This window comes from Ensifer sp. (genome assembly GCF_031989085.1).
Classification (GTDB): Bacteria; Pseudomonadota; Alphaproteobacteria; order Rhizobiales; family Rhizobiaceae; genus Ensifer.
In genome coordinates this window covers 48437-72047 of sequence record NZ_DALZXU010000001.1, presented here as the reverse complement: position 1 = coordinate 72047, position 23611 = coordinate 48437, and the positions used below count along the sequence as shown (strand labels likewise).

The 23611-nt window shown below is 63.3% G+C and carries 18 protein-coding genes; 12 read left to right on the top strand and 6 right to left on the bottom strand.

The features are described from left to right. The first annotated feature begins 49 nt into the window (after positions 1–49). Positions 50–706, top strand: coding sequence for a TetR family transcriptional regulator (locus RTP54_RS00330; protein WP_112834283.1), 657 nt, complete (start codon positions 50–52; stop codon positions 704–706). Positions 707–717: 11 nt separating this feature from the next. Here the strand turns inward: RTP54_RS00330 and purU are convergent, their stop codons facing one another. Then, positions 718–1572: a formyltetrahydrofolate deformylase gene (gene purU, locus RTP54_RS00325; protein ID WP_312359936.1), complete on the bottom strand. Its 855-nt coding sequence runs from the start codon at positions 1570–1572 to the stop codon at positions 718–720. A gap of 229 nt (positions 1573–1801) precedes the next feature. After that, complete coding sequence (polA, locus tag RTP54_RS00320; protein ID WP_312363108.1) at positions 1802–4783, bottom strand: DNA polymerase I; 2982 nt, start codon at positions 4781–4783, stop codon at positions 1802–1804. Positions 4784–5416: 633 nt separating this feature from the next. Here polA and RTP54_RS00315 point away from each other — a divergent pair. The 3 genes from RTP54_RS00315 to RTP54_RS00305 all read left to right on the top strand — a co-directional run bounded on the left by RTP54_RS00315 (position 5417) and on the right by RTP54_RS00305 (position 8873). Continuing rightward, positions 5417–5860: a MarR family winged helix-turn-helix transcriptional regulator gene (locus RTP54_RS00315; RefSeq protein ID WP_112809348.1), complete on the top strand. Its 444-nt coding sequence runs from the start codon at positions 5417–5419 to the stop codon at positions 5858–5860. Between the two features lie 205 nt (positions 5861–6065). Next, positions 6066–7457 carry a M20/M25/M40 family metallo-hydrolase gene (locus RTP54_RS00310; protein ID WP_112809349.1) on the top strand — a complete coding sequence of 464 codons (1392 nt, stop codon included), beginning with the start codon at positions 6066–6068 and terminating at the stop codon, positions 7455–7457. Between the two features lie 468 nt (positions 7458–7925). Continuing rightward, on the top strand, positions 7926–8873 hold the full coding sequence (locus RTP54_RS00305) for a YbhN family protein (protein ID WP_112809350.1): 948 nt from the start codon (positions 7926–7928) through the stop codon (positions 8871–8873). Between the two features lie 19 nt (positions 8874–8892). Here the strand turns inward: RTP54_RS00305 and RTP54_RS00300 are convergent, their stop codons facing one another. Further along, on the bottom strand, positions 8893–9384 hold the full coding sequence (locus RTP54_RS00300) for a hypothetical protein (protein WP_312359928.1): 492 nt from the start codon (positions 9382–9384) through the stop codon (positions 8893–8895). 527 nt (positions 9385–9911) lie between these two features. On the opposite strand from RTP54_RS00300, the gene RTP54_RS00295 reads away from it, so the two are divergent. The 5 genes from RTP54_RS00295 to dnaJ all read left to right on the top strand — a co-directional run bounded on the left by RTP54_RS00295 (position 9912) and on the right by dnaJ (position 16802). Next, entirely contained in the window at positions 9912–10262 is a 351-nt protein-coding gene (locus RTP54_RS00295; RefSeq protein WP_312359927.1) for a hypothetical protein, read from the top strand. A 114-nt stretch (positions 10263–10376) separates the two neighbouring features. After that, positions 10377–10586: a hypothetical protein gene (locus RTP54_RS00290; protein ID WP_112817960.1), complete on the top strand. Its 210-nt coding sequence runs from the start codon at positions 10377–10379 to the stop codon at positions 10584–10586. 311 nt (positions 10587–10897) lie between these two features. Further along, positions 10898–13135 carry a transglycosylase domain-containing protein gene (locus RTP54_RS00285; protein ID WP_312359926.1) on the top strand — a complete coding sequence of 746 codons (2238 nt, stop codon included), beginning with the start codon at positions 10898–10900 and terminating at the stop codon, positions 13133–13135. A gap of 261 nt (positions 13136–13396) precedes the next feature. Next, entirely contained in the window at positions 13397–15319 is a 1923-nt protein-coding gene (gene dnaK, locus RTP54_RS00280) for a molecular chaperone DnaK (protein WP_112809355.1), read from the top strand. Between the two features lie 346 nt (positions 15320–15665). Next, positions 15666–16802: a molecular chaperone DnaJ gene (dnaJ, locus tag RTP54_RS00275; protein ID WP_077499455.1), complete on the top strand. Its 1137-nt coding sequence runs from the start codon at positions 15666–15668 to the stop codon at positions 16800–16802. A 345-nt stretch (positions 16803–17147) separates the two neighbouring features. Here dnaJ and RTP54_RS00270 read toward each other — a convergent pair whose 3' ends face one another. Beyond that, positions 17148–17897 carry an SDR family oxidoreductase gene (locus RTP54_RS00270; RefSeq protein ID WP_112834280.1) on the bottom strand — a complete coding sequence of 250 codons (750 nt, stop codon included), beginning with the start codon at positions 17895–17897 and terminating at the stop codon, positions 17148–17150. Positions 17898–18043: 146 nt separating this feature from the next. Here RTP54_RS00270 and RTP54_RS00265 point away from each other — a divergent pair, with 146 nt between their 5' ends. Beyond that, positions 18044–18943: a LysR family transcriptional regulator gene (locus RTP54_RS00265; protein WP_312359921.1), complete on the top strand. Its 900-nt coding sequence runs from the start codon at positions 18044–18046 to the stop codon at positions 18941–18943. A gap of 178 nt (positions 18944–19121) precedes the next feature. Then, positions 19122–20477: a serine hydrolase gene (locus tag RTP54_RS00260; RefSeq protein WP_312359918.1), complete on the top strand. Its 1356-nt coding sequence runs from the start codon at positions 19122–19124 to the stop codon at positions 20475–20477. A gap of 56 nt (positions 20478–20533) precedes the next feature. Here RTP54_RS00260 and RTP54_RS00255 read toward each other — a convergent pair whose 3' ends face one another. After that, the gene (locus tag RTP54_RS00255; protein WP_112809358.1) at positions 20534–21538 is read right to left on the bottom strand and encodes an inorganic phosphate transporter; all 1005 of its coding nucleotides are present in this window, start codon (positions 21536–21538) and stop codon (positions 20534–20536) included. After that, on the bottom strand, positions 21538–22182 hold the full coding sequence (locus tag RTP54_RS00250; protein ID WP_112809359.1) for a DUF47 domain-containing protein: 645 nt from the start codon (positions 22180–22182) through the stop codon (positions 21538–21540). The genes RTP54_RS00255 and RTP54_RS00250 overlap by 1 nt, the downstream gene beginning before the upstream one ends. Positions 22183–22481: 299 nt before the next feature. Here RTP54_RS00250 and recF point away from each other — a divergent pair, with 299 nt between their 5' ends. Continuing rightward, the gene (recF, locus tag RTP54_RS00245) at positions 22482–23606 is read left to right on the top strand and encodes a DNA replication/repair protein RecF (RefSeq protein WP_112817936.1); all 1125 of its coding nucleotides are present in this window, start codon (positions 22482–22484) and stop codon (positions 23604–23606) included. Positions 23607–23611 lie beyond the last annotated feature (5 nt).

The window sequence follows — 23611 nt, the reverse complement described above, 5'->3', positions numbered from 1 at the left end:
ACAATCGACGGCCCGCCCCCTGGGCGGGCCGTTCTGCAAGGAGGAATGAATGCGCCGAACGAAAGCCGATGCGGAGGCAACCCGGCAGAAGATCCTGGATGCGGCCGAACGCGTTTTCTACGCAAAGGGTGTTTCCAACACGACACTGGAGGAAGTGGCCAAGGAAGCGGGCGTAACCCGCGGCGCCATCTACTGGCACTTTTCCAACAAGACTGACCTTTTCCTCGCCCTGCATGACGCAGTCCCCCTGCCGCAGGAAGACATGATCGCCCAGGAGATCGAGGCGGAAGCTGCCGATACGCTGGCGATCGTCGAGGACGCGATGGGTGCCTGGATCGATATCCTGGCCGCTGACGAGCAGCGTCAGCGCATTCTCACCATCATGCTGCGCACCAACTACGACGGCGACATGGCCGAGGTCCTGACCCGGCACAAGGAGCTCGACGAGCATCACAATGCCCTGCTCGAGCTGGCCTTCGCCCGCGCCCTTGCCAAGGGTCATATGCGCGACAACTGGACGCCGACATCGGCGACCCGCACGCTTCACTGGATGATGCTGGGCCTGTGCACCCAATGGCTGCTCTTCGGCCGCCGCTTTGATCTCGTCATCGAAGGGCGCGATGGCTTGAGCCGGCTGTTTTCGAGCTTTCGCACCCCGCCGGCCGTCAGCGCGCCATCGACCGCCGAACGAGCGCTTCATCCGTAAGCGGACGCGTTCTAGCTGAACACCACCGTCTTGTGACCGTTGAGCATGACGCGCCGCTCCAGGTGCAGCCTGACGGCGCGCGCCAGCACGCGGCTCTCGATGTCGCGGCCGCTGGCGACGAAGTCGTCCGCCGTCAGCGCGTGACTGACGCGTTCGGTCTCCTGCTCGATGATCGGGCCCTCGTCGAGATCCGGGGTGACGTAGTGCGCGGTCGCGCCGATCAGCTTGACGCCGCGCTCGTGCGCCTGGTGATAGGGCTTTGCACCCTTGAACGACGGCAGGAACGAGTGGTGAATGTTGATCGCCTTGCCATAGAGGCGTTTCGACAGCGTATCCGAAAACACCTGCATGTAGCGCGCCAGGATGACCAGGTCAGCTCCGGTCTCCTGCACCAGGCCGAGCAGCTTCTCCTCCTGCTCGGCCTTGTTGGTCTTCGACACGGGCCAGTGGTGATAGGGGATCGCCTCCAGCTCGGCCGTCCGCCGGCTATCCTCGTGATTGGAAACGATCGCGACGACCTCGGCATGAAGCCAGCCGACACGGATCTGATAGAGCAGATGCAAGAGCGCGTGGTCGAACTTCGACACCAGGATGATGACCTTCGGCCTGCGTGTCGCTTCGCTCAGCGTGACGCGCATCTGGAACCGGTCGATAGCCGGCTGCAGCGCTCGCTCGATATCGTGGCGCAGCACGCCCTCCGGCGCCTGGAAGGCGATGCGCATGAAGAAGCCATTGGTGCCGCGGTCCCAGAACTGGCTGCTTTCGGCGATGTTGGCGCCAAGGGCAGCAAGCTCTGATGTCACCTGGGCGACGATGCCGGGCCTGTCGTCACAGGCCAGCACAAGGATGAACGTGTTGGTGGTCATGGTCCCCTCCGGTCAACGGTTTTACCGGGCGCGCTGGCGCCTTCCAAGGTCGCTGCCTAGAAGGTGACCGCGCTTGCCGCAACGGCCGGCATGGGGCCGACATGGCCGCAGGAGACGCTTTCTCTCATCGTGATATCAGGACAAACGAAAGGCGGCCGTGGGGGCCGCCTTTTGCAAGAATAACCGCATCTGTCGACCAGAGGCTTCTGATGGAACCCCTCAGGAAACCTCAGTGCGCCTCGTCCCAGTTCATGGCTGCGCGGGCGTCGACCTTGAGCGGCACGCGCATGTCGAGCGCGGGCATGGCCGCATTCTCCATCACTGAGACGACGATCGGAATGGTGCGCTCGACCTCGGCATCCTCGACCTCGAAGATCAGTTCGTCGTGCACCTGAAGCAGCATGCGGGCGGACAGCTTCGCCTCGGCGAGCGCCGGCTCGATCTTGACCATGGCGCGACGGATGATATCGGCGGCCGATCCCTGGATCGGCGCGTTGATCGACGCGCGCTCGTTGAAGGCGCGGTGCGAGGGGATCGACGAGCGGATGTCGGGATAGTGCGCCCGCCTGCCGAAGATCGTTTCGACATAACCGTGCTCGCGGGCAAAGGCCTTGGTGTTTTCCATGTAGTCGCGAATGCCGGGGAAGCGCTCGAAATACTTCTTGATGTAGTCACCGGCTTCCGAACGCTCGATCGACAGCTGGTTGGCGAGGCCGAAGGCAGAGATACCGTAGATGATGCCGAAGTTGATGGCCTTCGCCCGCCGGCGGATTTCGCTCGGCATGCCTTCGACCGGAACGCCGAACATCTCCGAGGCGGTCATGGCATGAATGTCGACGCCGTCGGCAAAGGCCTGGCGCAGCTGCGGAATATCGGCGACATGGGCGAGCACACGCAGCTCGATCTGGCTGTAGTCGGCCGACAGCAGCTTGTGGCCGGGCGTGGCGATGAAGGCGGTGCGGATCTTGCGGCCTTCGGCGGTACGCACCGGGATGTTCTGCAGGTTCGGTTCGGACGACGACAGACGCCCCGTGGTCGTCGATGCCAGCGCATAGGAGGTGTGGACGCGCTTGGTTTCCGGATGAACGAAGCCCGGCAGGGCGTCGGTATAGGTCGACTTCAGCTTCGTCATCTGGCGCCAGTCGACGATCTTGCGCGGCAGTTCATGGCCTTCGGCCGCAAGATCCTCGAGCACCTGCGCCGAGGTCGACCATTGGCCGGTCTTGGTTTTCGAGCCACCCGGCAGGCCCATCTTGCCAAAGAGAATATCGCCGAGCTGCTTGGGCGAGCCGACCGTGAAGGTTTCGCCGGCCAGCTTGTAGATCTCGTCCTCAAGGGCTGCGGCGCCTTGCGCCAGTTCACCGGACAGGCGCGACAGGATCTGGCGGTCGATGGTGATGCCGCGCTCCTCCATATGCGCCAGAACCGGCACCAGCGGCCGCTCCAGCCGTTCATAGACACGCACCAGCCCCTTGGCGCTCAGCCGTGGCTTCAGCACGTGCCAGAGCCGCAGGGTGACGTCGGCATCCTCGGCGGCATAGGCGGTGGCGCGGTCGATATCGACATAATCGAAGGTCACCGACGACTTGCCGCTGCCGGTCATGTCCTTGTAGGCGATCGGCTTGTGGCCGAGCCAGCGCTCCGACAGGGCATCCATGCCGTGCGTGCCGTTTCCGGCATCGACGACGTAGGACATCAGCATGGTGTCGTCGAAGCCCTGAACGGTGATGCCGTGCCGCTTCATGATCAGGTAATCGTATTTCAGGTTCTGCGCGACCTTCAGCACCGAGGGGTCCTGGAGTAGGACCTTGAGCCGGCTCAGCGCTTCGCGCACCGGGATCTGGTTTTCCGCATGGCCACCACCCAGAAGGTCTCCGACGCCGGTCTTGTGGATCAGGGGCACGTAAGCCGCGCGGATCACGGTTCCAGAAGGATCCCTGGCGTAATCGGCGATCGCCAGCGAGAAGCCGACGAGCTCGGCCTGCATGGCATCAAGCGATGTGGTTTCGGTGTCGAAGGCAACGAGGCCCGCGTCCCTGGCGTCGGCAATCCAGGCATCGAGCGTCGCGAGGTCGCGGATCGCGACGTAAGTCGAATGATCGATGGCGGCGCTGGCGAAAAGGGCTGCGCGCGACTGCGCGAGCGCCTCGGCCGTGGCGTCGCCGGCTCCTGCAGTCGCGACGGCCTCGGCTTCGCCGGCGGGCACGGCCTCACCGGCACCGAGCGGCGCCTTCGAAACCGCCGCCTTGTCGAGATCGGGCCCACGCGCGTCGTCACCCCACTCGACCGGCACCGTCGCCGGCTCGATCGCATCGGCGTCCGTGCCGGTGGCCGCGGCGACGCGGCGGGTGAGTGTTGTGAATTCCATCGCCTTCAGGAACGCGACCAGGCGTGGCCCGTCCTGCGGCTCGAGCTGAAAATCTTCGAGCGGCACGTCGAGCGGCGTGTCGGTGCGCAGCGTCACCAGCTGGCGCGAGAGGCGTGCGAGATCGGCGTTGGCAATGATGTTTTCGCGGCGCTTGGCCTGCTTGATCTCGCCGGCACGCGCGAGCAGCGTATCGAGGTCGCCGTATTCCTCCAGCAATTGCGCAGCCGTCTTCGGACCGATGCCGGGAATGCCGGGCACGTTGTCGGTGGAATCGCCGGTCATCGCCTGCAGGTCGATCATCTTTTCCGGCGGCACGCCCCATTTCTCGATCACTTCCGGGATCGAGATCTGCTTGTCCTTCATGCTGTCGTACATCGACACATTCGGCGTCACCAGCTGCATCAGGTCCTTGTCGGAGGAGATGATGGTGACGCTGGCGCCCGCCTTTTCGGCAAGGCGCGTGTAGGTGGCGATCAGGTCGTCGGCCTCGAAGCCTTCCTTCTCGATGCAGGGCAGGTTGAAGGCACGGGTGGCGTGGCGGATCAGCCCGAACTGCGGGATGAGCTCCTCCGGCGGCGCCGAACGATTGGCCTTGTAGAGGTCATAGAGTTCGTTGCGGAACGTCTTCGAGGAATAGTCGAAGATGACGGCGAAATGCGTCGGCGTGACGCCGACCGACGTGTCGCGCGCATCGGTCAAGAGCTTCCACAGCATGTTGCAGAAACCGGACACCGCATTGACCGGAAGGCCATCGGATTTGCGGTTGAGCGGCGGGATGGCATGGAACGCCCGGAAGATGAATCCGGAGCCGTCGACGAGGAAGAGGTGATCACCGTTTTTCATCGGCAATGGATAGCGCGAGGGGAGCGAAACGTCCATTGCGGTTTTCAGCGCGCCCGACATTCTCTTCTTTGTCGCAAGCGCTTCCGACAGGGGCTCGAACAGGCGCACGATCGCCGGCGCGTGCTCCGGGCAAGATGGCTGGATACGGCCGATCTGCCTGCTTGTCAGCTGGGGGCGCAATGCCTATTTCTGGCAGCAAGGGGAAGGCCTGCGCGCCGGGTCTTTCCGGGTCTGGTCGGGGCTGTTGCGATAACGAAGAGCTGCGATCCCGTCCGGTTTCGGGACGGTGCCGAGAACGACGTAAGTCTCACAGAAACGTTACGCATTTGTAATGTCGGATTCGGGCCCCCTATCCTTGAAAAGCCACATTTGAATCCTCAAATCCTAATCAACGGCACCGAGTGATGCCGTCTTCTGGTGATTGGCCTGTCCCCCGCCCGCACCAGATGAGGACAAAGGCCTTATCCCCCTCTCCGGGCCTTTGTCCCGTTTTCAGAGAACCGCCACGGCGCCGCCTCCGCGCCGTGGCGGTTTCTCGTTTCTGGGGTCAAATCCTTGTGAGACAAGGCTTTCTAAACTCCATCGCCTGCTTTGTAACTTGTCTTCGCGCCGCTTCGGGCGTACCCATGGGACATGGCCTTCAATCGAATGCAATCGGCGACCTACCTGGCCAGCCTGCTGGCCAAGAGTTTCTCGCGTGCCCTCCAGGAACGCGCGCAAAAGCTCGGCTTCGCACCCGGGCAGTTTCCCGTCCTCCTGGAACTGTGGGCCGAGGAGGGCCTGACCCAGAAGCAGCTTCTCGACAGGCTCGATATCGAGCAGGCGACCATGGCCAACACGCTGGCGCGGATGGAGCGCGACGGGCTCATCACCCGCCGCAGGCATCCGCAGGACAAGCGGTCGCAGCAGGTGTTCCTGACCGAGCGGGCGCGCGATATCGAGGCTGCGGCCAAGGAGGCGGCACTCGCCGCCGATCAGTCGCTGCTGTCGGGTCTGCGCCAATTCGAGCGCGAGCTGATGCTCGAATACATGCGCATGGCGCTTGCCCGTGCCGGGCAGGACGGCAGCGCGCCATGAGGGGGAAGAACCCTCTCTGATCGTTCCATCAAAAGATTTGGCTTAAACCCGATCGCTTCAGGCTCTAAAGCAACGTCAGCGTGTCCGTTCGGACGCGCCTGAGCAGCTGCCGCCCGTCGAACGACTGCCTGATTTCGCCGCTGAAATCGATTCCGATTTACGACGTCATGCAGTAGGTTCCGGCAAACATGAAGCAAGGATATGCATGATGGCAGATATCACCCCCATTCTCGAGCGCGCGGATGCCAACCTGCCGAAGAGCCTGGACCGGCTTTTCGACCTCGTGCGCATCAAGTCGATCTCGACCGATCCGGCCTTCAAGGCCGATTGCCGCAAGGCCGCCGAATGGCTGGTCGCGGAACTGAACGGCCTCGGCTTCACCGCGTCCGTGCGCGACACCCCCGGACATCCGATGGTCGTCGCCCATCACGCCGGCGCTACGGCCGATGCCCCGCACGTGCTGTTTTACGGCCACTATGACGTCCAGCCGGTCGACCCCCTGAACCTTTGGGACACCGACCCGTTCGAGCCCGGCCTGAAGGAACTGGAGCCCGGCCGCAAGGTCATCACCGGCCGCGGCACCGCCGACGACAAGGGCCAGCTCCTGACCTTCGTCGAGGCGGCGCGCGCCTACAAGGATGTTCACGGAACGCTGCCCTGCCGCGTCACCATCCTGTTCGAAGGCGAGGAAGAATCCGGCTCGCCGTCGCTGAAGCCTTTCCTCGAAGCCAATGCCGCCGAACTCAAGGCCGACTACGCCCTTGTCTGCGACACCAGCATGTGGGACCGGGACACGCCGGCGATCTCGGCCGGCCTGCGCGGCCTCGTCGGCGAGGAAGTCGTCATCAAGGCCGCCGACCGCGACCTGCATTCGGGCTATTTCGGCGGCGCTGCCGCCAACCCGATCCGTATCCTCACCGGCATTCTCGCAGGCCTTCACGACGACGACAGCCGCGTAACGCTCGACGGCTTCTATGAAGGGGTCGAGGAGACCCCGGAACAGATCAAGGCCGGCTGGGAGACGCTCGGCCAGACGGCGGAAAAGTTCCTCGGCGAGATCGGACTGTCGATCCCGTCGGGTGAAAAGAACCGCTCGGTTCTCGAACTCACCTGGGCGCGCCCGACCGCCGAGATCAACGGCATCACCGGCGGTTATACCGGTGAAGGCTTCAAGACGGTAATTGCCGCCGAGGCCTCCGCCAAGGTCTCCTTCCGTCTCGTCGGCAACCAGAACCCGGACAAGATCCGCGAAGCCTTCCGCGCCTATGTGCGCTCGAAGGTGCCCGCCGATTGCACGGTCGAGTTCCACGCCCATGGCGGTTCGCCGGCCATCCAGCTGCCTTACGATTCGAACCTGCTCAACACGGCCAAGCTCGCCCTCTCCGACGAGTGGCCGAAGCCGGCCGTCGTCATCGGCATGGGCGGCTCGATCCCGATTGTCGGCGATTTCCAGAAGATGCTCGGCATGGAATCGCTGCTGGTCGGCTTCGGTCTTTCCGACGACCGCATCCATTCACCCAACGAAAAGTACGAGCTGCAGTCCTATCACAAGGGCATCCGCTCGTGGATCCGCATCCTGGACGCGCTTGCGGCCTGATATCAAACGACGTCGTGGCGGGCACACCCGCCACGACGGTCATGCGACGCTCAAGACCACTGCGACAGACCGGGCAATCAGCGCTGGAGCGGCCATATGCACCGGGCCGCACAGGAAGCACGGTAAATCGCGCCAGCCGGCGCCATCGGCATGCCGGCTGCAAATCGACGTTTGCCCACGCGCTTTACCGTGTCGTCCCGACGATTTCTTGACCAAACACCGGCCGCTGCCGGGGCATCGATCCTTGACCTCACCGGCCTCAGATGCTTCCCTTTTGCAAAACAAATCAGAATGGGACATTGGATCATTGGCACGTGTAAGGACCGAGACGTCGCGTAGCGGACGCGAAACTGTGAAAAGCTTTGGCCGCGATGGCGGCCGCGTTCATGAACAGATGCGTTCCGAAATAGAGCCGACGCCGTCGAATGAGCCTTCGGCCCGATTTTTTGCAGCGATCGCGACGCCGGCATGAGCAGGCTGCGCGCGTATTTCTGGCCCATCGTCGGGCTGGCGGCGATCATCTTTTCTGTGCATGCGCTCTATCACGAGCTGAGCGGGCTTTCGGTCGATGAGTTCCTCGCCAGCTTCAAGGCAATTTCGCTGAAAAGCTGGCTTCTGGCGATCGGGGCGACGCTGGTCGCCTATGCGGCGCTTGCCGGCTACGACAAGCTGGCACTGGATCACCTGGGCCATCGCATCTCGCTTTGGTTCATCACCGTCTGCTCGTTCACCACCTATGCACTCTCACACAATCTCGGCGCCTCGGTGTTCTCAGGCGCGGTCGTGCGCTACCGGGCCTATCGATCGAAGGGGCTGACGGCAGGCGAAGTCGGCGTGCTCGTCGCCTTCTGCTCCTTCACCTTCGCGCTCGGCACGCTGATGCTGTCTGCGATCGTGCTTCTGGTGAAGCCGGAGATCATCGAGCGTTTCGCCGAGTTCCTGCCGGTCGAGATGTCGCTGACAACGGGCGTGCTGATCCTGGTGGTGATCGCGCTCTATCTGATCGGCAGCCTTGTCGGCCTGCCTTCGATCCGGACCCGCTGGTTCCAGCTGCATTATCCCAAGCCCGCCATCGTGCTCAGGCAGCTGGTCATCGCACCGGTGGAGCTGATCGGCGCAGCGGGGATCATCTATTTCGCCCTGCCGGAGGCCGGAAACCCGGGTTTCATCGTCATTCTGGGGATTTTCCTGGCGTCTTTCTCGGCGGCACTCTTGTCGCATGCGCCTGGCGGTCTCGGCGTACTGGAGCTCGTCTTCATCGCCGCCCTGCCGGAAATGAACCCGGCCGACGTGCTGGCGGCACTGGCGATTTTCCGGATCCTCTACCTGCTCATCCCATTCATCATGGCGCTTGGCGTCATCCTGGTGTTCGAGCGCTCGCGATTCCTGGCCGACCGGCGCGGGCCGCTTCAGTAGCGGACAACCGGCACGTTCGTCAGGGTGCGTTGCAGACGGTCGGAAGGGCTGCGTCGAGCGGCCCCTTCACTTCCTTCAGGCGTGCCGCTTCGATCTGGTAGGGTGTGAACGGCGGCACCTGAAGCGATGGATTGATGATCCGGGTGACGTAGCAGCCGGCGAAGAACCGGACCCTTGAACGCTGCTCGATCGATTTGACCGCGACCGGCACCGCCGAATAGATGCTGCCGGCGCCCGCCTCGGTCTTGACCTTGCCAAGCTTGACCTCGACCGCAACGGTGCGCTCGTAGCCGCGCGTGAACGCCTTGTAGCCGCCGGCCGGTTTCGTCTCGCCGAAATAGCCGTAGGCGCGGGCATATTCCTTGCGATTGATGGCGTTGTAGAGCGAGCGCACGACGGCCGCGCCGTCAGAGCGATCGTCGACATAGGCGACGTTGTCCTGCGCCAGAGCATCTGAATTCACGATTGCAAGCGTTGAAAACACCAGCACCGCGGCGGACGGAAACTTCATCGAATTCCTCCTCATCGGCTTTCGGGGAGGCCAGCCGAGCACAACATCAAGGCGAAGCCATAGCAGGATTCGCGAAAATATCGATATTGCCGGAGAGACCGGTGGCAGGTTTGCCTCGCGCCGGGCGACCATGATTTCGCGCCAGACCGTGACTTCTGCCAGGACCGGAAATGAAAAGAGCTCCGTGCGGGAGGAGGTGCACGGAGCTCTCAAACTTGACCGGTGACTGGGAGGAGGAGTGCCACCGATCCACATCGGGCGCCGCGGGAGGAGGTGCAGCGCTTCGATAAGTCGTATAATAATCATGCGCCGCAATATTTTCAAGGGTGGAATTGCTGCGTTGCACCATGAATTGCCGATTTCCGCTCTTTCGCCGGCCGCAGATTGCAGTGCATAATGGCCGACTAATATTACAGGTTGTAAACCACAACCCATGATATTTGATGTGAAAAAACACATCTCTCTCGACATGTCGACGCGCTGTGGTTCTCTAGATGCCGTTGCACTCAGGAACGGCAGATCCTCCCATGAAACTTTTGCTCCAGATCCCGACCGCGATGATCGTCCTGGTAATCCTGGCAATCTGGCTTGCCAGCCTGCGCGTTGTCGTCCTGCCGCCCGGTCCGAACAAGTTGGCGGCGATGACGGCATTGGTCTTTCAAGGCCACGGCTATCGCCTGGTCGATAGCCCTCAGGCGCTGTGTACCCGACAGGCGCATCCGGCGCGCGACTGCGACGCGGTCGCCACCAACAGGTTGGTCAATTCGGTGCTGCTGCGCATGCCCTACAGCCAATGGCTTTACGACTATACCAATCCAGACCCGGGCAAACAGGCAAGGCTCGTCGGCGAAACGCCGCTCCGGACCTCGATCGAGTAGCACTCGCTTTCGAACGGCCCTGCGGCCTCGCATCGAAGCGGCAAACAGAAACGTGATTTCGGGCAAACCCCGTCGAGGCGTAGGATTTCGGCGTTGAGCGAAAAGGAGAAGATCATGAAGATGCTTCTTGTGGCTGTGGCCGCAGTCGGCCTGTCTGCCTCCATGGCATTCGCCGAATGCGCCTATCACGCCAAGACCAACGCGGCGATCGACACGACGACGACGACCGCCAGCATCACCAAGGACAGCCAGCCGGCACCCGAGGAAACGGTCCTTCTGAAGAAGACCGGTCGGATCGTGCAGCACGAAAGAACCGCCGAATAGGCCCCACAGAGACGACGGGGCAAATCAGGGTCATGAATACCCGGCCGCGCCGGCAACCCGTCGCGCGCCGATGGCACCCGCAGGGCCAACGACTGGCAGGGTGGCAGGGCTGCGTATCGGCCAAGCTGTTGAAGACCATGCATATTTGACAAACCGGTTTTTAACGCCCCCTTAAATTGCCGCATTTAAAGTTCACCGCATCGCCGTGGCGGGTCGATAGAGCAATTCCTCCCCGCCCTTGAGAGTGCGTTCGCCGCTGGGGCGAGCGGCTCGTCGCCCGCGATGCGGCATGAAGGGTAAATCCAAACGGCATGGCAGCAAGCGGCAAGTCAGGACAACGGATCGAGCCTTCCTTCGGCAACAGCGCCGATGACGATGACGACGATTTTCGCATCGAGGCCAGCGATCGCGTGACCGGCGGCGGCCGCAAGCCAGTCCGTGGTAAACAGGCTTCCCAACGGAGGAAGAAGGCACAGAAAAACAAGCGCGGTGGATCGCGCCGCAACTCCGGTGGCGGCGGCGGCTTCATCGGCCTGGTGCGCACCCTATTCTACTGGTGCATCGTCATCGGCATCTGGGGCGCCATGGGCGTCGGCGGTCTCGTGCTCTATTACGGCGCGCGCATGCCGAGCGCGGAAAGCTGGTCGATCCCCGAGCGCCCGCCCAACGTCAAGATCCTTGCGGTCAATGGCGACGATATCGCCAATCGCGGCACCACCGGTGGCGAAGCGCTTTCGCTTGAAAACATGTCGCCCTACATCCCGCAGGCCGTCATCGCCATCGAGGACCGGCGGTTCTATTCGCATTTCGGCGTCGACCCGCTGGGGCTTGCACGCGCCATGCTGACCAACGTCACCACCGGCCGCATGGTCCAGGGCGGTTCGACGCTGACCCAGCAGCTGGCCAAGAACCTGTTCCTGTCACCTGATCGCACGCTCGAGCGCAAGGTCCAGGAAGTGCTGCTCGCCTTCTGGCTGGAGCAGAAATACTCCAAGGACCAGATCCTGGCGATGTATCTCAACCGGGTGTTCTTCGGCTCGAACGCCTATGGCGTCGAGGCTGCTTCGCGGCGCTATTTCAACAAGTCGGCGCGCGACGTGAACCTCGGCGAGGCAGCCCTGCTCGCCGGCCTTTTGAAGGCGCCCTCGCGCCTCTCGCCCGCCCGCGACCCGAAGGCCGCGGAAGAGCGCGCCCAGGTCGTTCTCGGCGCCATGCGCGAGGAAGGCTTCGTCACCGACAGCGAGATCAAGACGGCGATGTCGCAGACGCCGACCAAGGCCAAGAGCTACTGGTCGGGCGCCGAACACTATGTCGCCGACATGGTGATGGACCAGCTTCCCGGCATGATCGGCGAAATCAAGGAAGACCTGATCGTCGACACCACCATCGACCTCAACCTGGAAAAGAAGGCGGAAGAGGCGATCAGCGCCACGCTTGACGGCGACGGCAAGAAGCTCGACGCCTCGCAGGCAGCCCTGGTGTCGATCGACGGCACGGGCGCCATCCGCGCGCTCGTCGGCGGCAAGGACTATGCCGAGAGCCAGTTCGACCGCGCCTCCAAGGCCAAGCGCCAGCCAGGCTCTGCCTTCAAGCCCTTCGTCTATGCGGCCGCGCTCGAGATCGGTCGCACGCCGATGTCGGTCCGCAACGACGGCCCGGTCCGGATCGGCAACTGGACGCCGGAAAACTACGACCAGAAATACCGTGGCGAAGTCACGCTTGCCGATGCGCTTGCCAATTCGCTGAACACCATCGCGGCCCAGCTGGTGATGGAGGTCGGCCCGCAGAACGTCGTCAAGGTCGCGCACCGTCTCGGCATCGATTCCGAGATGCAGGCCAATGCCTCGATCGCGCTCGGAACCTCGGAAGTGAGCCTGGTCGAACTGACGTCTGCCTATGCCCCGTTCATGAACGGCGGCTTCAAGGCGACGCCGCATGTCATCCGCCGGATTTCTAAGGCCGACGGCACGGTGCTCTACGAAAATACCTACGACAACCCGCCGCGCGTTCTCGACCCGGCCATCGTCAGCGAAATGAACCAGATGATGGTGCGGGTGCTGACCAACGGCACCGGCAAGAAGGCGCAGCTGAAGGGATGGGAAGCCGCCGGCAAGACCGGGACCACCCAATCCTTCCGCGACGCGCTCTTCGTCGGCTACACCTCCAACCTGACGACCGGCGTCTGGTTCGGCAACGACGACGGCAAGTCGATGAAAAAGGTGACCGGCGGCGGTCTGCCTGCCAGGGCCTGGCACGACTACATGCTGGCCGCGCATGAGGGGCTTTCGCCCTCGCCGCTGTTCGGCACCACCGGGGTACAGCCGGTCTTCGATGAAGGCGGCGCACCGCCTGCCGCGACGGGCGACGTCATGTCAGGAGATCCGGACGCGTTTCCCGCTCCGCCTGTCGGCGTCGACGGCTCGATCGCCGTTGACCAGACCCGCCCCCTTCCCGACGGCAACGGCGGCATGGTGCCGCCAGCCGATGTCGGTCAGACCACCGGCGCCACCAAGCGAACCACGCTTTTCGACATCCTGACCGGCGGCTGAGGCGGCGCAAACGGCGCCTTCCCGCCGTTTGCGCGCCGCCCCGACGACAGGCGGGGCGGCTATTGTGTGCCGCGCGCCAAACGCAGGCTTGCTTTTGCCCCCAATCGCCCCCCAGAATGCCTTGCAGTCCGAAACGCCGGTCCTTATATACGCCGCATCGGCGCAGCCACCGCTGCGAAGAAATCCTAAGACCATCCCGTTAGGGGCTGTCTCACGAATGCCTGACCGGGTTCCGACAGTCCGCTGCAAGGAGAGAACGACATGGCTAAAGTAATTGGTATTGACTTGGGAACGACCAACTCCTGCGTCGCCGTCATGGACGGAAAAGATGCGAAGGTCATCGAAAATGCCGAGGGCGCGCGCACGACCCCCTCGATGGTGGCATTCAGCGAAGACGGCGAACGTCTCGTTGGCCAGCCGGCCAAGCGCCAGGCGGTCACCAACCCTGAAAACACGCTTTTTGCGATCAAGCGCCTGATCGGCCGGACCTTCCAGGACCCGACCACGCAAAAAGACAAGGACATGGTTCCTTACAAGATCACCAAGGCCGACAATGGCGACGCCTGGGTCGAAGCACACGGCAAGGACTACTCGCCGTCGCAGATCTCCGCCATGATCCTTCAGAAGATGAAGGAAACGGCCGAGTCCTACCTCGGTGAAAAGGTCGAAAAGGCCGTCATCACCGTTCCGGCCTACTTCAACGATGCTCAGCGCCAGGCAACCAAGGATGCCGGCAAGATCGCCGGCCTTGAAGTGCTGCGCATCATCAACGAGCCGACCGCAGCCGCGCTCGCCTACGGCCTCGACAAGAAGGACGGCAAGACGATCGCCGTCTACGACCTTGGCGGCGGCACCTTCGATATCTCGGTTCTCGAAATCGGCGATGGCGTCTTCGAAGTGAAGTCGACCAACGGCGACACCTTCCTCGGCGGCGAAGACTTCGACATGCGTCTGGTCCAGTACCTTGCCGGCGAGTTCAAGAAGGAACAGGGCATCGACCTGAAGAACGACAAGCTCGCTCTTCAGCGCCTGAAGGAAGCTGCCGAAAAGGCCAAGATCGAGCTGTCCTCGTCGCAGCAGACCGAAATCAACCTGCCGTTCATCACGGCTGATGCTTCCGGTCCGAAGCACCTGACGATGAAGCTGACCCGCGCCAAGTTCGAAGCGCTTGTCGACGACCTGATCCAGCGCACCGTTGCGCCGTGCAAGGCAGCCCTCAAGGATGCCGGTGTCTCGGCTGCCGAGATCGACGAAGTCGTTCTCGTCGGCGGCATGAGCCGCATGCCGAAGGTTCAGGAAACCGTGAAGCAGCTGTTCGGCAAGGAGCCGCACAAGGGCGTGAACCCGGATGAAGTGGTCGCCATGGGCGCTGCCATCCAGGCCGGCGTTCTGCAGGGCGACGTCAAGGACGTTCTCCTGCTCGACGTGACCCCGCTGTCGCTCGGCATCGAAACGCTCGGTGGCGTCTTCACCCGCCTGATCGAACGCAACACGACGATCCCGACCAAGAAGTCGCAGACCTTCTCGACCGCCGACGACAACCAGTCGGCCGTGACGATCCGCGTCTCCCAGGGCGAGCGCGAAATGGCCGCCGACAACAAGCTGCTCGGCCAGTTCGACCTCGTCGGCATTCCGCCGGCTCCGCGCGGCATGCCGCAGATCGAAGTGACCTTCGACATCGACGCCAACGGCATCGTGCAGGTTTCGGCCAAGGACAAGGGCACCGGCAAGGAACACCAGATCCGCATCCAGGCATCCGGTGGTCTGTCCGACGCCGACATCGAGAAGATGGTCAAGGACGCCGAGGCAAACGCCGAAGTCGACAAGCAGCGCCGCGAAGGCGTGGAAGCGAAGAACCAGGCCGAAAGCCTGATCCATTCTTCGGAAAAGTCGCTGAAGGACTATGGTGACAAGGTTTCGGAAGCCGACCGCAAGTCGATCTCCGACGCCATTGCCGCGCTGAAGACCGCCGTCGAGGCGTCCGAGCCTGATGCCGAAGACATCAAGGCCAAGACCGCCACGCTGATGGAAGTGTCCATGAAGCTCGGTCAGGCGATCTATGAAGCGCAGCAGACGGACGCCGCCCATGCGGATGCCGCCGCTGACGCGGCCCGTGACGGCGATGTCGTCGATGCGGACTACGAAGAAGTCAACGACGAAGACGACCGCAAGCGTTCGGCCTAAGTCGCTCTCTGCTAGAGACGGAAAAGCCCGGGTCACCCCGGGCTTTTTTGTTGCTCCTTATCCCTCCTCAGCCTCGCGTCGGACTGCTTTTGACGGGAAGGCAGTCACTGACCAGACGCAACTCAGACGGCCGCCACCGGGCAACGTCGCAGGCTGGAATGGCAACGAATGGCGCCCGCGGGGCACAGGACCGGCAGAAACGTCATTTTTCCGACAAAAAACCGCACCCTCGGCCCGATGGGCTATGGTATCGCGCTTCAAGGTTTACTAAATCCTGTGGCAAGGTAACCAGGCAGCCGCCGGGCCCCCGCGCTGGCACGTCTTGTAACAGGACAATCTTTGAAGAATGAAACGTGATCTTTACGAAACGCTTGGCGTTGCCAAGACCGCGGATGAGAAGGAGCTGAAGAGCGCCTTCCGCAAATTGGCGATGAAGTATCATCCGGACAAGAATCCCGGCGACGCCGCCTCGGAAAAGACCTTCAAGGAAATCAACGAAGCCTACGAGACGCTCAAGGACCCGCAGAAGCGGGCGGCCTATGATCGCTACGGCCACGCCGCCTTCGAGCAGGGCGGCATGGGCAACGGCTTTGGTGGCGGTGCCGGTGGCGCTGGCGGTTTCTCCGACATCTTCGAAGACATCTTCGGCGAGATGATGGGTGGCGGACGCCAGCGACGCTCGTCGGGCGGCCGCGAACGCGGCGCCGACCTGCGCTACAACATGGAAATCTCGCTTGAGGAAGCCTATTCCGGCAAGACCGCGCAGATCCGGGTACCGACCTCGATCACCTGCGACGTCTGCACCGGCTCCGGCGCCAAGCCGGGCACCAGCCCGAAGACCTGCGGCACCTGTCAGGGCTCCGGTCGTGTTCGCGCCGCTCAGGGCTTCTTCTCGATCGAACGCACCTGCCCGACCTGCGGCGGCCGCGGCCAGACGATCACCGATCCCTGCACCAAGTGCCACGGCCATGGCCGCGTCACCGAAGAGCGTACGCTCTCCGTCAACATCCCGGCCGGCATCGAAGATGGCACCCGCATTCGCCTCTCGGGCGAAGGGGAGGCAGGCGTGCGTGGCGGGCCGGCAGGCGACCTCTACATTTTCCTCTCGGTCAAGCCGCATGAGTTCTATCAGCGCGACGGTGCCGATCTCTATTGCAGCGTGCCGATCTCGATGACGACGGCAGCCCTTGGCGGCAAGTTCGACGTCACCACGCTCGACGGCACCAAGTCGCGCGTGACGGTGCCGGAAGGCACCCAGGCCGGCAAGCAGTTCCGCCTGAAGGGCAAGGGCATGCCGGTGCTGCGCTCCAGCCAGACCGGCGATCTCTACATCCAGATGCAGATCGAGACGCCGCAGAAGCTGACCAAGCGCCAGCGCGAACTGTTGCAGGAGTTCGAACAGATCTCCTCCAAGGACAACAACCCGGAATCTGCCGGCTTCTTTGCCCGGATGAAGGATTTCTTCGACACGCTGAGCGACTGACGCTCAGCCATTCGGACGGAACCACGTCATGGCCGCAGGCTGCCAAAAGCCAGGCCATGACGATTGGGGGCGCTGTAGCCTGTTCCGGTCATTGCCCCGCGCAGGCGTCCTTCGGTGACGCCCATCAACTCCCTCCACCAAAACAGGCTTATCCGGCGCAGAAGCGACCCGGCGCCCGGCAACATCTGTCGGCGCCAGATTGCTGTTTTTGCGGTGATTGCCCGAATGCAGGGACTAAAAGCTGGCGAGGAGCCCGAGGGGGGCCACTGCGACCGCGCATGCCTTTCAATCGACGCGAGATTTCGCCGCCGCCGGAGCCGGGCCCCGGCGGCGGCAGGGGTAACCTTAAAGCGTGGCCATGCCGCCATCGATGATCAGTTCGGCACCGACGGTGAAGGCCGCCTCGTCGGAGGCAAGAAAGACGATCGCCTTGGCGATCTCGCTGGCATCGCCGAAGCGACCGAGCGGGATCTGCGCCGCGATCGACGCGACGATCTCCTTGTTTTCCGCCAGCGTGGAGCCATGGCCGTCGTGCAGCGGCGTGCGGATCGGCCCGGGGCTGACGGCATTGACGCGGATGCCGCGACCGATCAGTTCGCCTGAAAGCGTCTTTGCGAGCGACAGCAGCGCCGCCTTGCTGAGCGCATAGACGCTGGAAGTCGGCATGCCGATATGGGCGTTGATCGAGGTGTTGAGCACAATCGAGGCCGGGTTCGAAAACACCGGCAGCAGTGCCTGGATCAGGAAGAAGGGCCCCTTGACGTTGATGTCGAGCGACCGGTCGAAGCTTTTTTCATCCCAGCTTTCGATCGGTTGCAGCTTGGCGATGCCGGCATTGACGAAGAGGATATCGAGATGGCCGAAGGCGGCTTTCACCTGCTCTGCAACGGCGGCCTGGCTGGCCACGTCGCCGGCATCGGCTTCGATGATGAGGGCGCTTTCGCCAAGCACCCTGCGCGCCTCGGCGATGTTCTTCGGGCTGGTGCCGGTAACAGCCACTCGCGCGCCTTCGGCGATGAACTGGCGGGCCGTCTCCAGACCGATGCCGCTGGTGCCGCCGGTAATCAACGCGGTCTTGTTTGCTAGACGTGACATGATGCAATTCCTTCTGTTCAGCTTTTGGGGTTCGGACCGGTTTTCTTTCCATCGATCGCCGTCCTTCGATGACGATAGATATGGCTGAAGATCGCCGTTCGGATTAGTCTGCCAATCGTGGAATTCGAATTCGGAAAAGCCGAACGATGCTGAAGATAGAAGGAATTGCCGCCTTTGTCGCCGTTGCGGAAGCGGGCTCGATCAGCGAGGCGGCCCGCCGGCTCAGGCTGTCGAAATCCGTCATCAGCGAACGGGTGGCGGAGCTTGAGCGCAGCCTCAATGCCACACTCCTGCATCGCACCACGCGCAAGCTGACGCTGACGGAGGACGGCATCGCCTTTCGCGAACGCGCGGTGCGCATCGTCGGCGAGGTCCAGGCAGCCGCCAGCGATCTGGCCGAGCGGCGGGGAAACCTGACCGGGCCGCTGCGCATCGCAGCCCCCGTCAGCTTCGGGCATTTGCACCTTGGGCCGGCGCTCTATCCCTTTCTGGCGGCGCATCCCGAGATCGAACTGACGCTTGATCTCGACGATCGCCGCGTCGACGTCGCCTCCGAAGGCTATGATGCGATCGTGCGCCACGGGGTCATCGCAGACAGCCGCCTGGTCGTGTGGAAGCTGGCCAAAAGCCGGCGCCTGCTGGTCGCCTCGCCCGACTACCTCGCCCGCCACGGCACGCCGGCGTCGCTTGCCGATCTCGACGGTCACCGTGGCATCTTCTACACCAACCGCGGCGCAACCGACTGGCGGTTCGAGGGGCCGACGGGCGCAACCGTCGTGCGCGGCCAGATGGCGCTCAGGGTCAACAACGGCGACATGATCCGCGATGCCGCCATTGCCGGACTCGGCATAGCGCTGCTGCCGGCCTTCATCTGCGGCCCCGCGGTGCGCGACGACCGGTTGCGCGAAATCGATGTCGGATTTCGGCCGGAACCGGAATTCATCTACATGGCCCATCCCGAGGGACGGCGCGCCTCTGCCAAGCTGAGGGCCATCGCCGAACACCTGAAGCAGGCTTTCGGCGATCCGCCGCACTGGGATCCGTGAACCGGCACTGCTTCGGCGATGGCGGCGCTGCGCTCGCGGGAAGTCCGCGATACCTCGACCGAGCCTTGACCGGATCCCCACAATCCGGAGGTCGCATGCGCCCGACGCGCCTTGCAACCATGAATGGAACACCTATCTCCTTGGCATGCGCTACCTCCTCCTCACCGGGATCACCCTCATGACCCTCGCCACCACCGCTCGCGCAGAGCCTCCGTCCGCGACCGACGACGAAATCCGCCAGATCCTCACCGAGCGTATCGACGTGCACAGGCAGTCGGTCGGCATCGTCGTCGGGATCATTGAGCCCGACGGGCAACGGATCATCGCCCACGGTACGTTGGCGAAGGACGACCCGCGAGCCGTCGATGGCGACACCGTGTTCGAGATCGGCTCGGTGACCAAGGTCTTCACAGCGCTTGCGCTCACCGACATGATCGAGCGCGGCGACGTCAAGCTCGACACGCCGGTCTCGCAACTGCTGCCGCAAAGCGTCGTCATGAAGCTGGCCGATGGTGCCGGGTCCATCACGCTCGGACATCTTGCAACCCATATGTCCGGCCTGCCGCGACTGCCGGACAATTTCGCGCCGGCCGACGACAACAACCCCTATGCCGACTATGGCATCACCGAACTCTATGCGTTTCTTTCCAGCCACCGGCCAGTCCGCGCGCCCGGCGCCGAGAACGAGTACTCCAATGTCGGTTCCGGCCTGCTCGGCCATGCGCTGGCATTGCGGTCGGGCGGGTCTTACGAAGCGCTCGTGACCGAACACATCGCCGCCCCGCTCGGCATGAGCGATACCGCAATCACGCCCCGCCCCGAATTGAAGGGACGACGAGCCACGGGTCACGATGCCGGGCTGGAACCGGTCAGCGATTGGGACCTTGTGGCGTTACAGGGTGCGGGCGCTTTGCGCTCGACGGCGAATGATCTGCTGATCTTCCTCAAGGCAGCAATGGGCAAGGAGCCCTCACCGCTTGCGCCTGCGTTTGCCACGATGCTTGCGACGCGCGTGCCGCTTGGCGATGGCAGCGCCGAGCAGGCGCTCGGCTGGGTGATTGTCGGGCGCGGCGACCAGCAGGTCGTCTGGCACAATGGCGGAACCGGCGGATACAGATCGTTCGTCGGCTTCCGTCCCTCGACGGGTGTCGGCGTCGTGGTGCTGTCGAACACCGCGACCGAGGCCGGCGTCGACGATATCGGCCTGCACCTGCTCGACCGGGAGAAGCCGCTGGCGCCCGCCCCGGTCCTGCGCGTCGCCATCACCATGGACCCGGCGCGCTATGATGCCTATGTCGGCACCTACCGCCTGGCACCCGGCTTCGATCTGACGGTTTCGCGTGACGGCGACAGGCTGTTTACGCAGGCGACGGGACAGAAACCGATTGAGATCTTCCCGGAGGCCGAGCACCGTTTCTTTGCAAAATCGGTCGATGCGCAACTCACGTTCGAGGCTGGCGAAACGGCCCGCGCGAAAAAGCTGACACTGCATCAGGATGGCCGGGGCCATCCGGCCCCGCGCGTCGGCGACTGAGACGCGCCGACGGAAAATGGGTTCCGCCCCCGGCCCTTGGCCGGAGGTGGATCAACCTAGAGGAACAGGTCGACGGCGAAGTAGGTGAGTGCCGAGATCGCCGCGGCGGCCGGCATGGTCACGAACCAGGCGATGACGATGTTGCCGGCAAGACCCCAGCGAACGGCCGAGACGCGCTTGGCCGCCCCCACGCCAATGATGGCGCCGGTGATCGTGTGGGTGGTCGAGACGGGAATACCGAGCCAGGTGGCGGCAAACAGCGTAATGGCGCCGCCAGTCTCCGCGCAGAAGCCCTGCATCGGATTGAGCTTGGTGATCTTTGAACCCATCGTGTGCACGATGCGCCAGCCGCCGAACAGCGTGCCGAGCGCGATCACCGCCTGGCAGGTGATCACCACCCAGAACGGCACGTAGAACTCGGAACCAAGATAGCCCTGCGAGAACAGCAGCACCGCGATGATGCCCATGGTCTTTTGCGCATCGTTGCCGCCATGGCCGAGCGAGTAGAGCGAGGCCGAGATGAACTGCATCACCCTGAACTTGCGGTCGACGGCGAACGGCGTCTGGCGCACGAAAATCCAGGACACGATGAGGATCAGCATCAGGGCCAGGAAGAAGCCGATCATCGGCGACATGAAGATGGCGCCGACGGTCTTCAGGAGCCCGGTCCAGACGATGGCGTCGCCACCGGTGCGCGCGAGGCCTGCACCGACGAGACCGCCGATCAGCGCATGCGACGAGCTCGACGGAATGCCGAACAGCCAGGTGACGATGTTCCAGACGACCGCACCCATGAGGGCCGAGAAAATCACCAAAGGCGTGACGATGCTGGGATCGATGATGCCTTTGCCCAGCGTTTCGGCCACATGCAGGCCAAAGAACAGGAAGGCGATGAAATTGAAGAACGCCGCCCACATGACCGCGTATTGCGGCCGCAGCACCCGGGTCGAAACAATCGTCGCGATCGAGTTGGCGGCGTCGTGCAGCCCGTTGAGGAAGTCGAAGAACAGCGCGAACCCGATGAGGGCGATCAGCAGCGGCAGGGCGAGTGTCGCGTCCATCAGACGTTCTCGATCACGATGCCGCTGATTTCGTTGGCGACATCCTCGAAGCGGTCGACGACCTTCTCGAGTTCGCCATAGATCTCGCTGCCGATGATGTAGGCCATGGTGTTGCCGGCGCCGTGGCGGCGGAACAGGTCCTTCAGGCCCTGGTCATGCAGTTCGTCGGAGCGACCTTCGATGCGCATGACCTCTTCGGCGATGGCAATGAGGCGACCATGGTTGACGCCGATGCGGTCGAGGAGCGGAATGGCTTCGGCGATCAGATGCGCGGCCTTGACGACGATGGCGCCCATTTCCTGCATGCCCGGATCGAACGTCTTCTGCTCGTAGAGCCGGATGGTCTTGACCGTCTTGTGCATCATGTCGATGGCATCATCCATCGACTGGATGAGATCCTTGATGTCACCACGATCGAACGGCGTGATGAAGGAGCGGCGAACGGCCAGAAGCACGTCGCGGGTGATGTCGTCGGCCTCGTCCTCGAGAGCGACGATGCGGTCGCAATGCTTTTCGAGGTCGGGACCGCCGGCCAGAAGCTTGTCGAGCGCTTCGGCGGCACCGACGACGGTGCGCGAATGGTTGGCGAAGAGATCGAAGAAGCGGTCTTCGCGGGGAAGCAGTTTGCGGAACCAGGCCAGCATCACATAAATTTCCGTTCGTGGATTGTCATGCGGCTGTCATATTGTACGCAAGCCTTCAAGAAAAGCGCTGAAACACAGGGATTGCGGGGCTTTCCCCGCCGTTATCGCGCCTTTTCAACGACACTTGGCCGCGATTGCCTTTCGTCTTGCCTTGGCGGGCGCTTTCGTCCTACTGCATGACGTCCTGGATCGGCATCGGTCCAAGGCATGAATTTACAGCGCGTTTAGAGTATTACAGCGCCCTTGCGTGTCGTGTTCGGCGCGTTGTCGTCGGCGCGGACGTCGAGCCCGGACCCGGAATGCCCCAGAAGGTCTTTCTCAACCGCCTGAAGCTGAGCGAGTTCCGCAATTATGCGGCGCTATCGCTTTCCCTTGACCAGCGGCATATCGTGCTGACCGGAGAGAATGGCGCGGGCAAGACCAATCTGATGGAAGCGGTATCGTTCCTGTCGCCCGGGCGTGGCCTCAGGCGCGCCGCCTATGCCGATGTGACCCGCGTCGGCGCCAGCGACGGCTTCTCGGTCTTTGCCGAGGTGGTGGGCATGGAAGGTCCGGTCGAGATCGGCACCGGCACGGCCGGTACAAACGAAGGACAATCGCGACGGCTGCGGTTGAACGGCACGGCCGCAAGCGCGGTCGACGAGTTGACCGACCATCTGCGCGTGCTGTGGCTGACGCCGGCAATGGACGGACTTTTCACCGGCCCATCGGCCGATCGGCGCCGCTTCCTCGACCGGCTGGTGCTGTCGCTCGATCCCGAGCACGGCCGCCGCGCCAGCGAGTTCGACCGTGCCATGCGCAGCCGCAACAGGCTGCTCAGCGACTTTCGTCCCGATCCGGCCTGGCTGACCGCCATCGAAAAAGAAATGGCCGGGCTCGGCGTGTCGATGGCGCTGGCGCGCCAGGAAATGCTGGGGCTGCTGACGGCGCTGGTCGAAAGAAACACCGGCGACAGCGTCTTCCCTTCCGCGCGCCTGGCGCTTGCGGGCTTCCTCGACGGCGAGAGCCACAGGCCGGCCTTCGATCTCGAGGAGCAGTATCTCGCCATGCTGCGCGACGGTCGACCACGCGACGCGGCCGCCGGACGGACTTTGGACGGACCACATCGCAGCGACCTCCTGATCCGCCACCGCGAAAAGGACATGGAGGCCGAGCGCTGCTCGACCGGCGAACAGAAGGCGCTGCTCGTCGGCCTGGTGCTCGCGCATGCGCGCCTCGTCGGCGACATGACCGGCCACGCGCCCATCCTGCTTCTGGACGAGATCGCAGCCCATCTAGACATGGGCCGCCGCGCCGCGCTTTTCGATCTGGTCGACGGGCTTGGCGGTCAGGCCTTCATGACCGGAACGGATCGTGCAATGTTCGACGCGCTCGGCGAGCGCGGTCGCTTCCTGACCGTGGAGCATGGCAGCGTTTCGGGATGATGGAG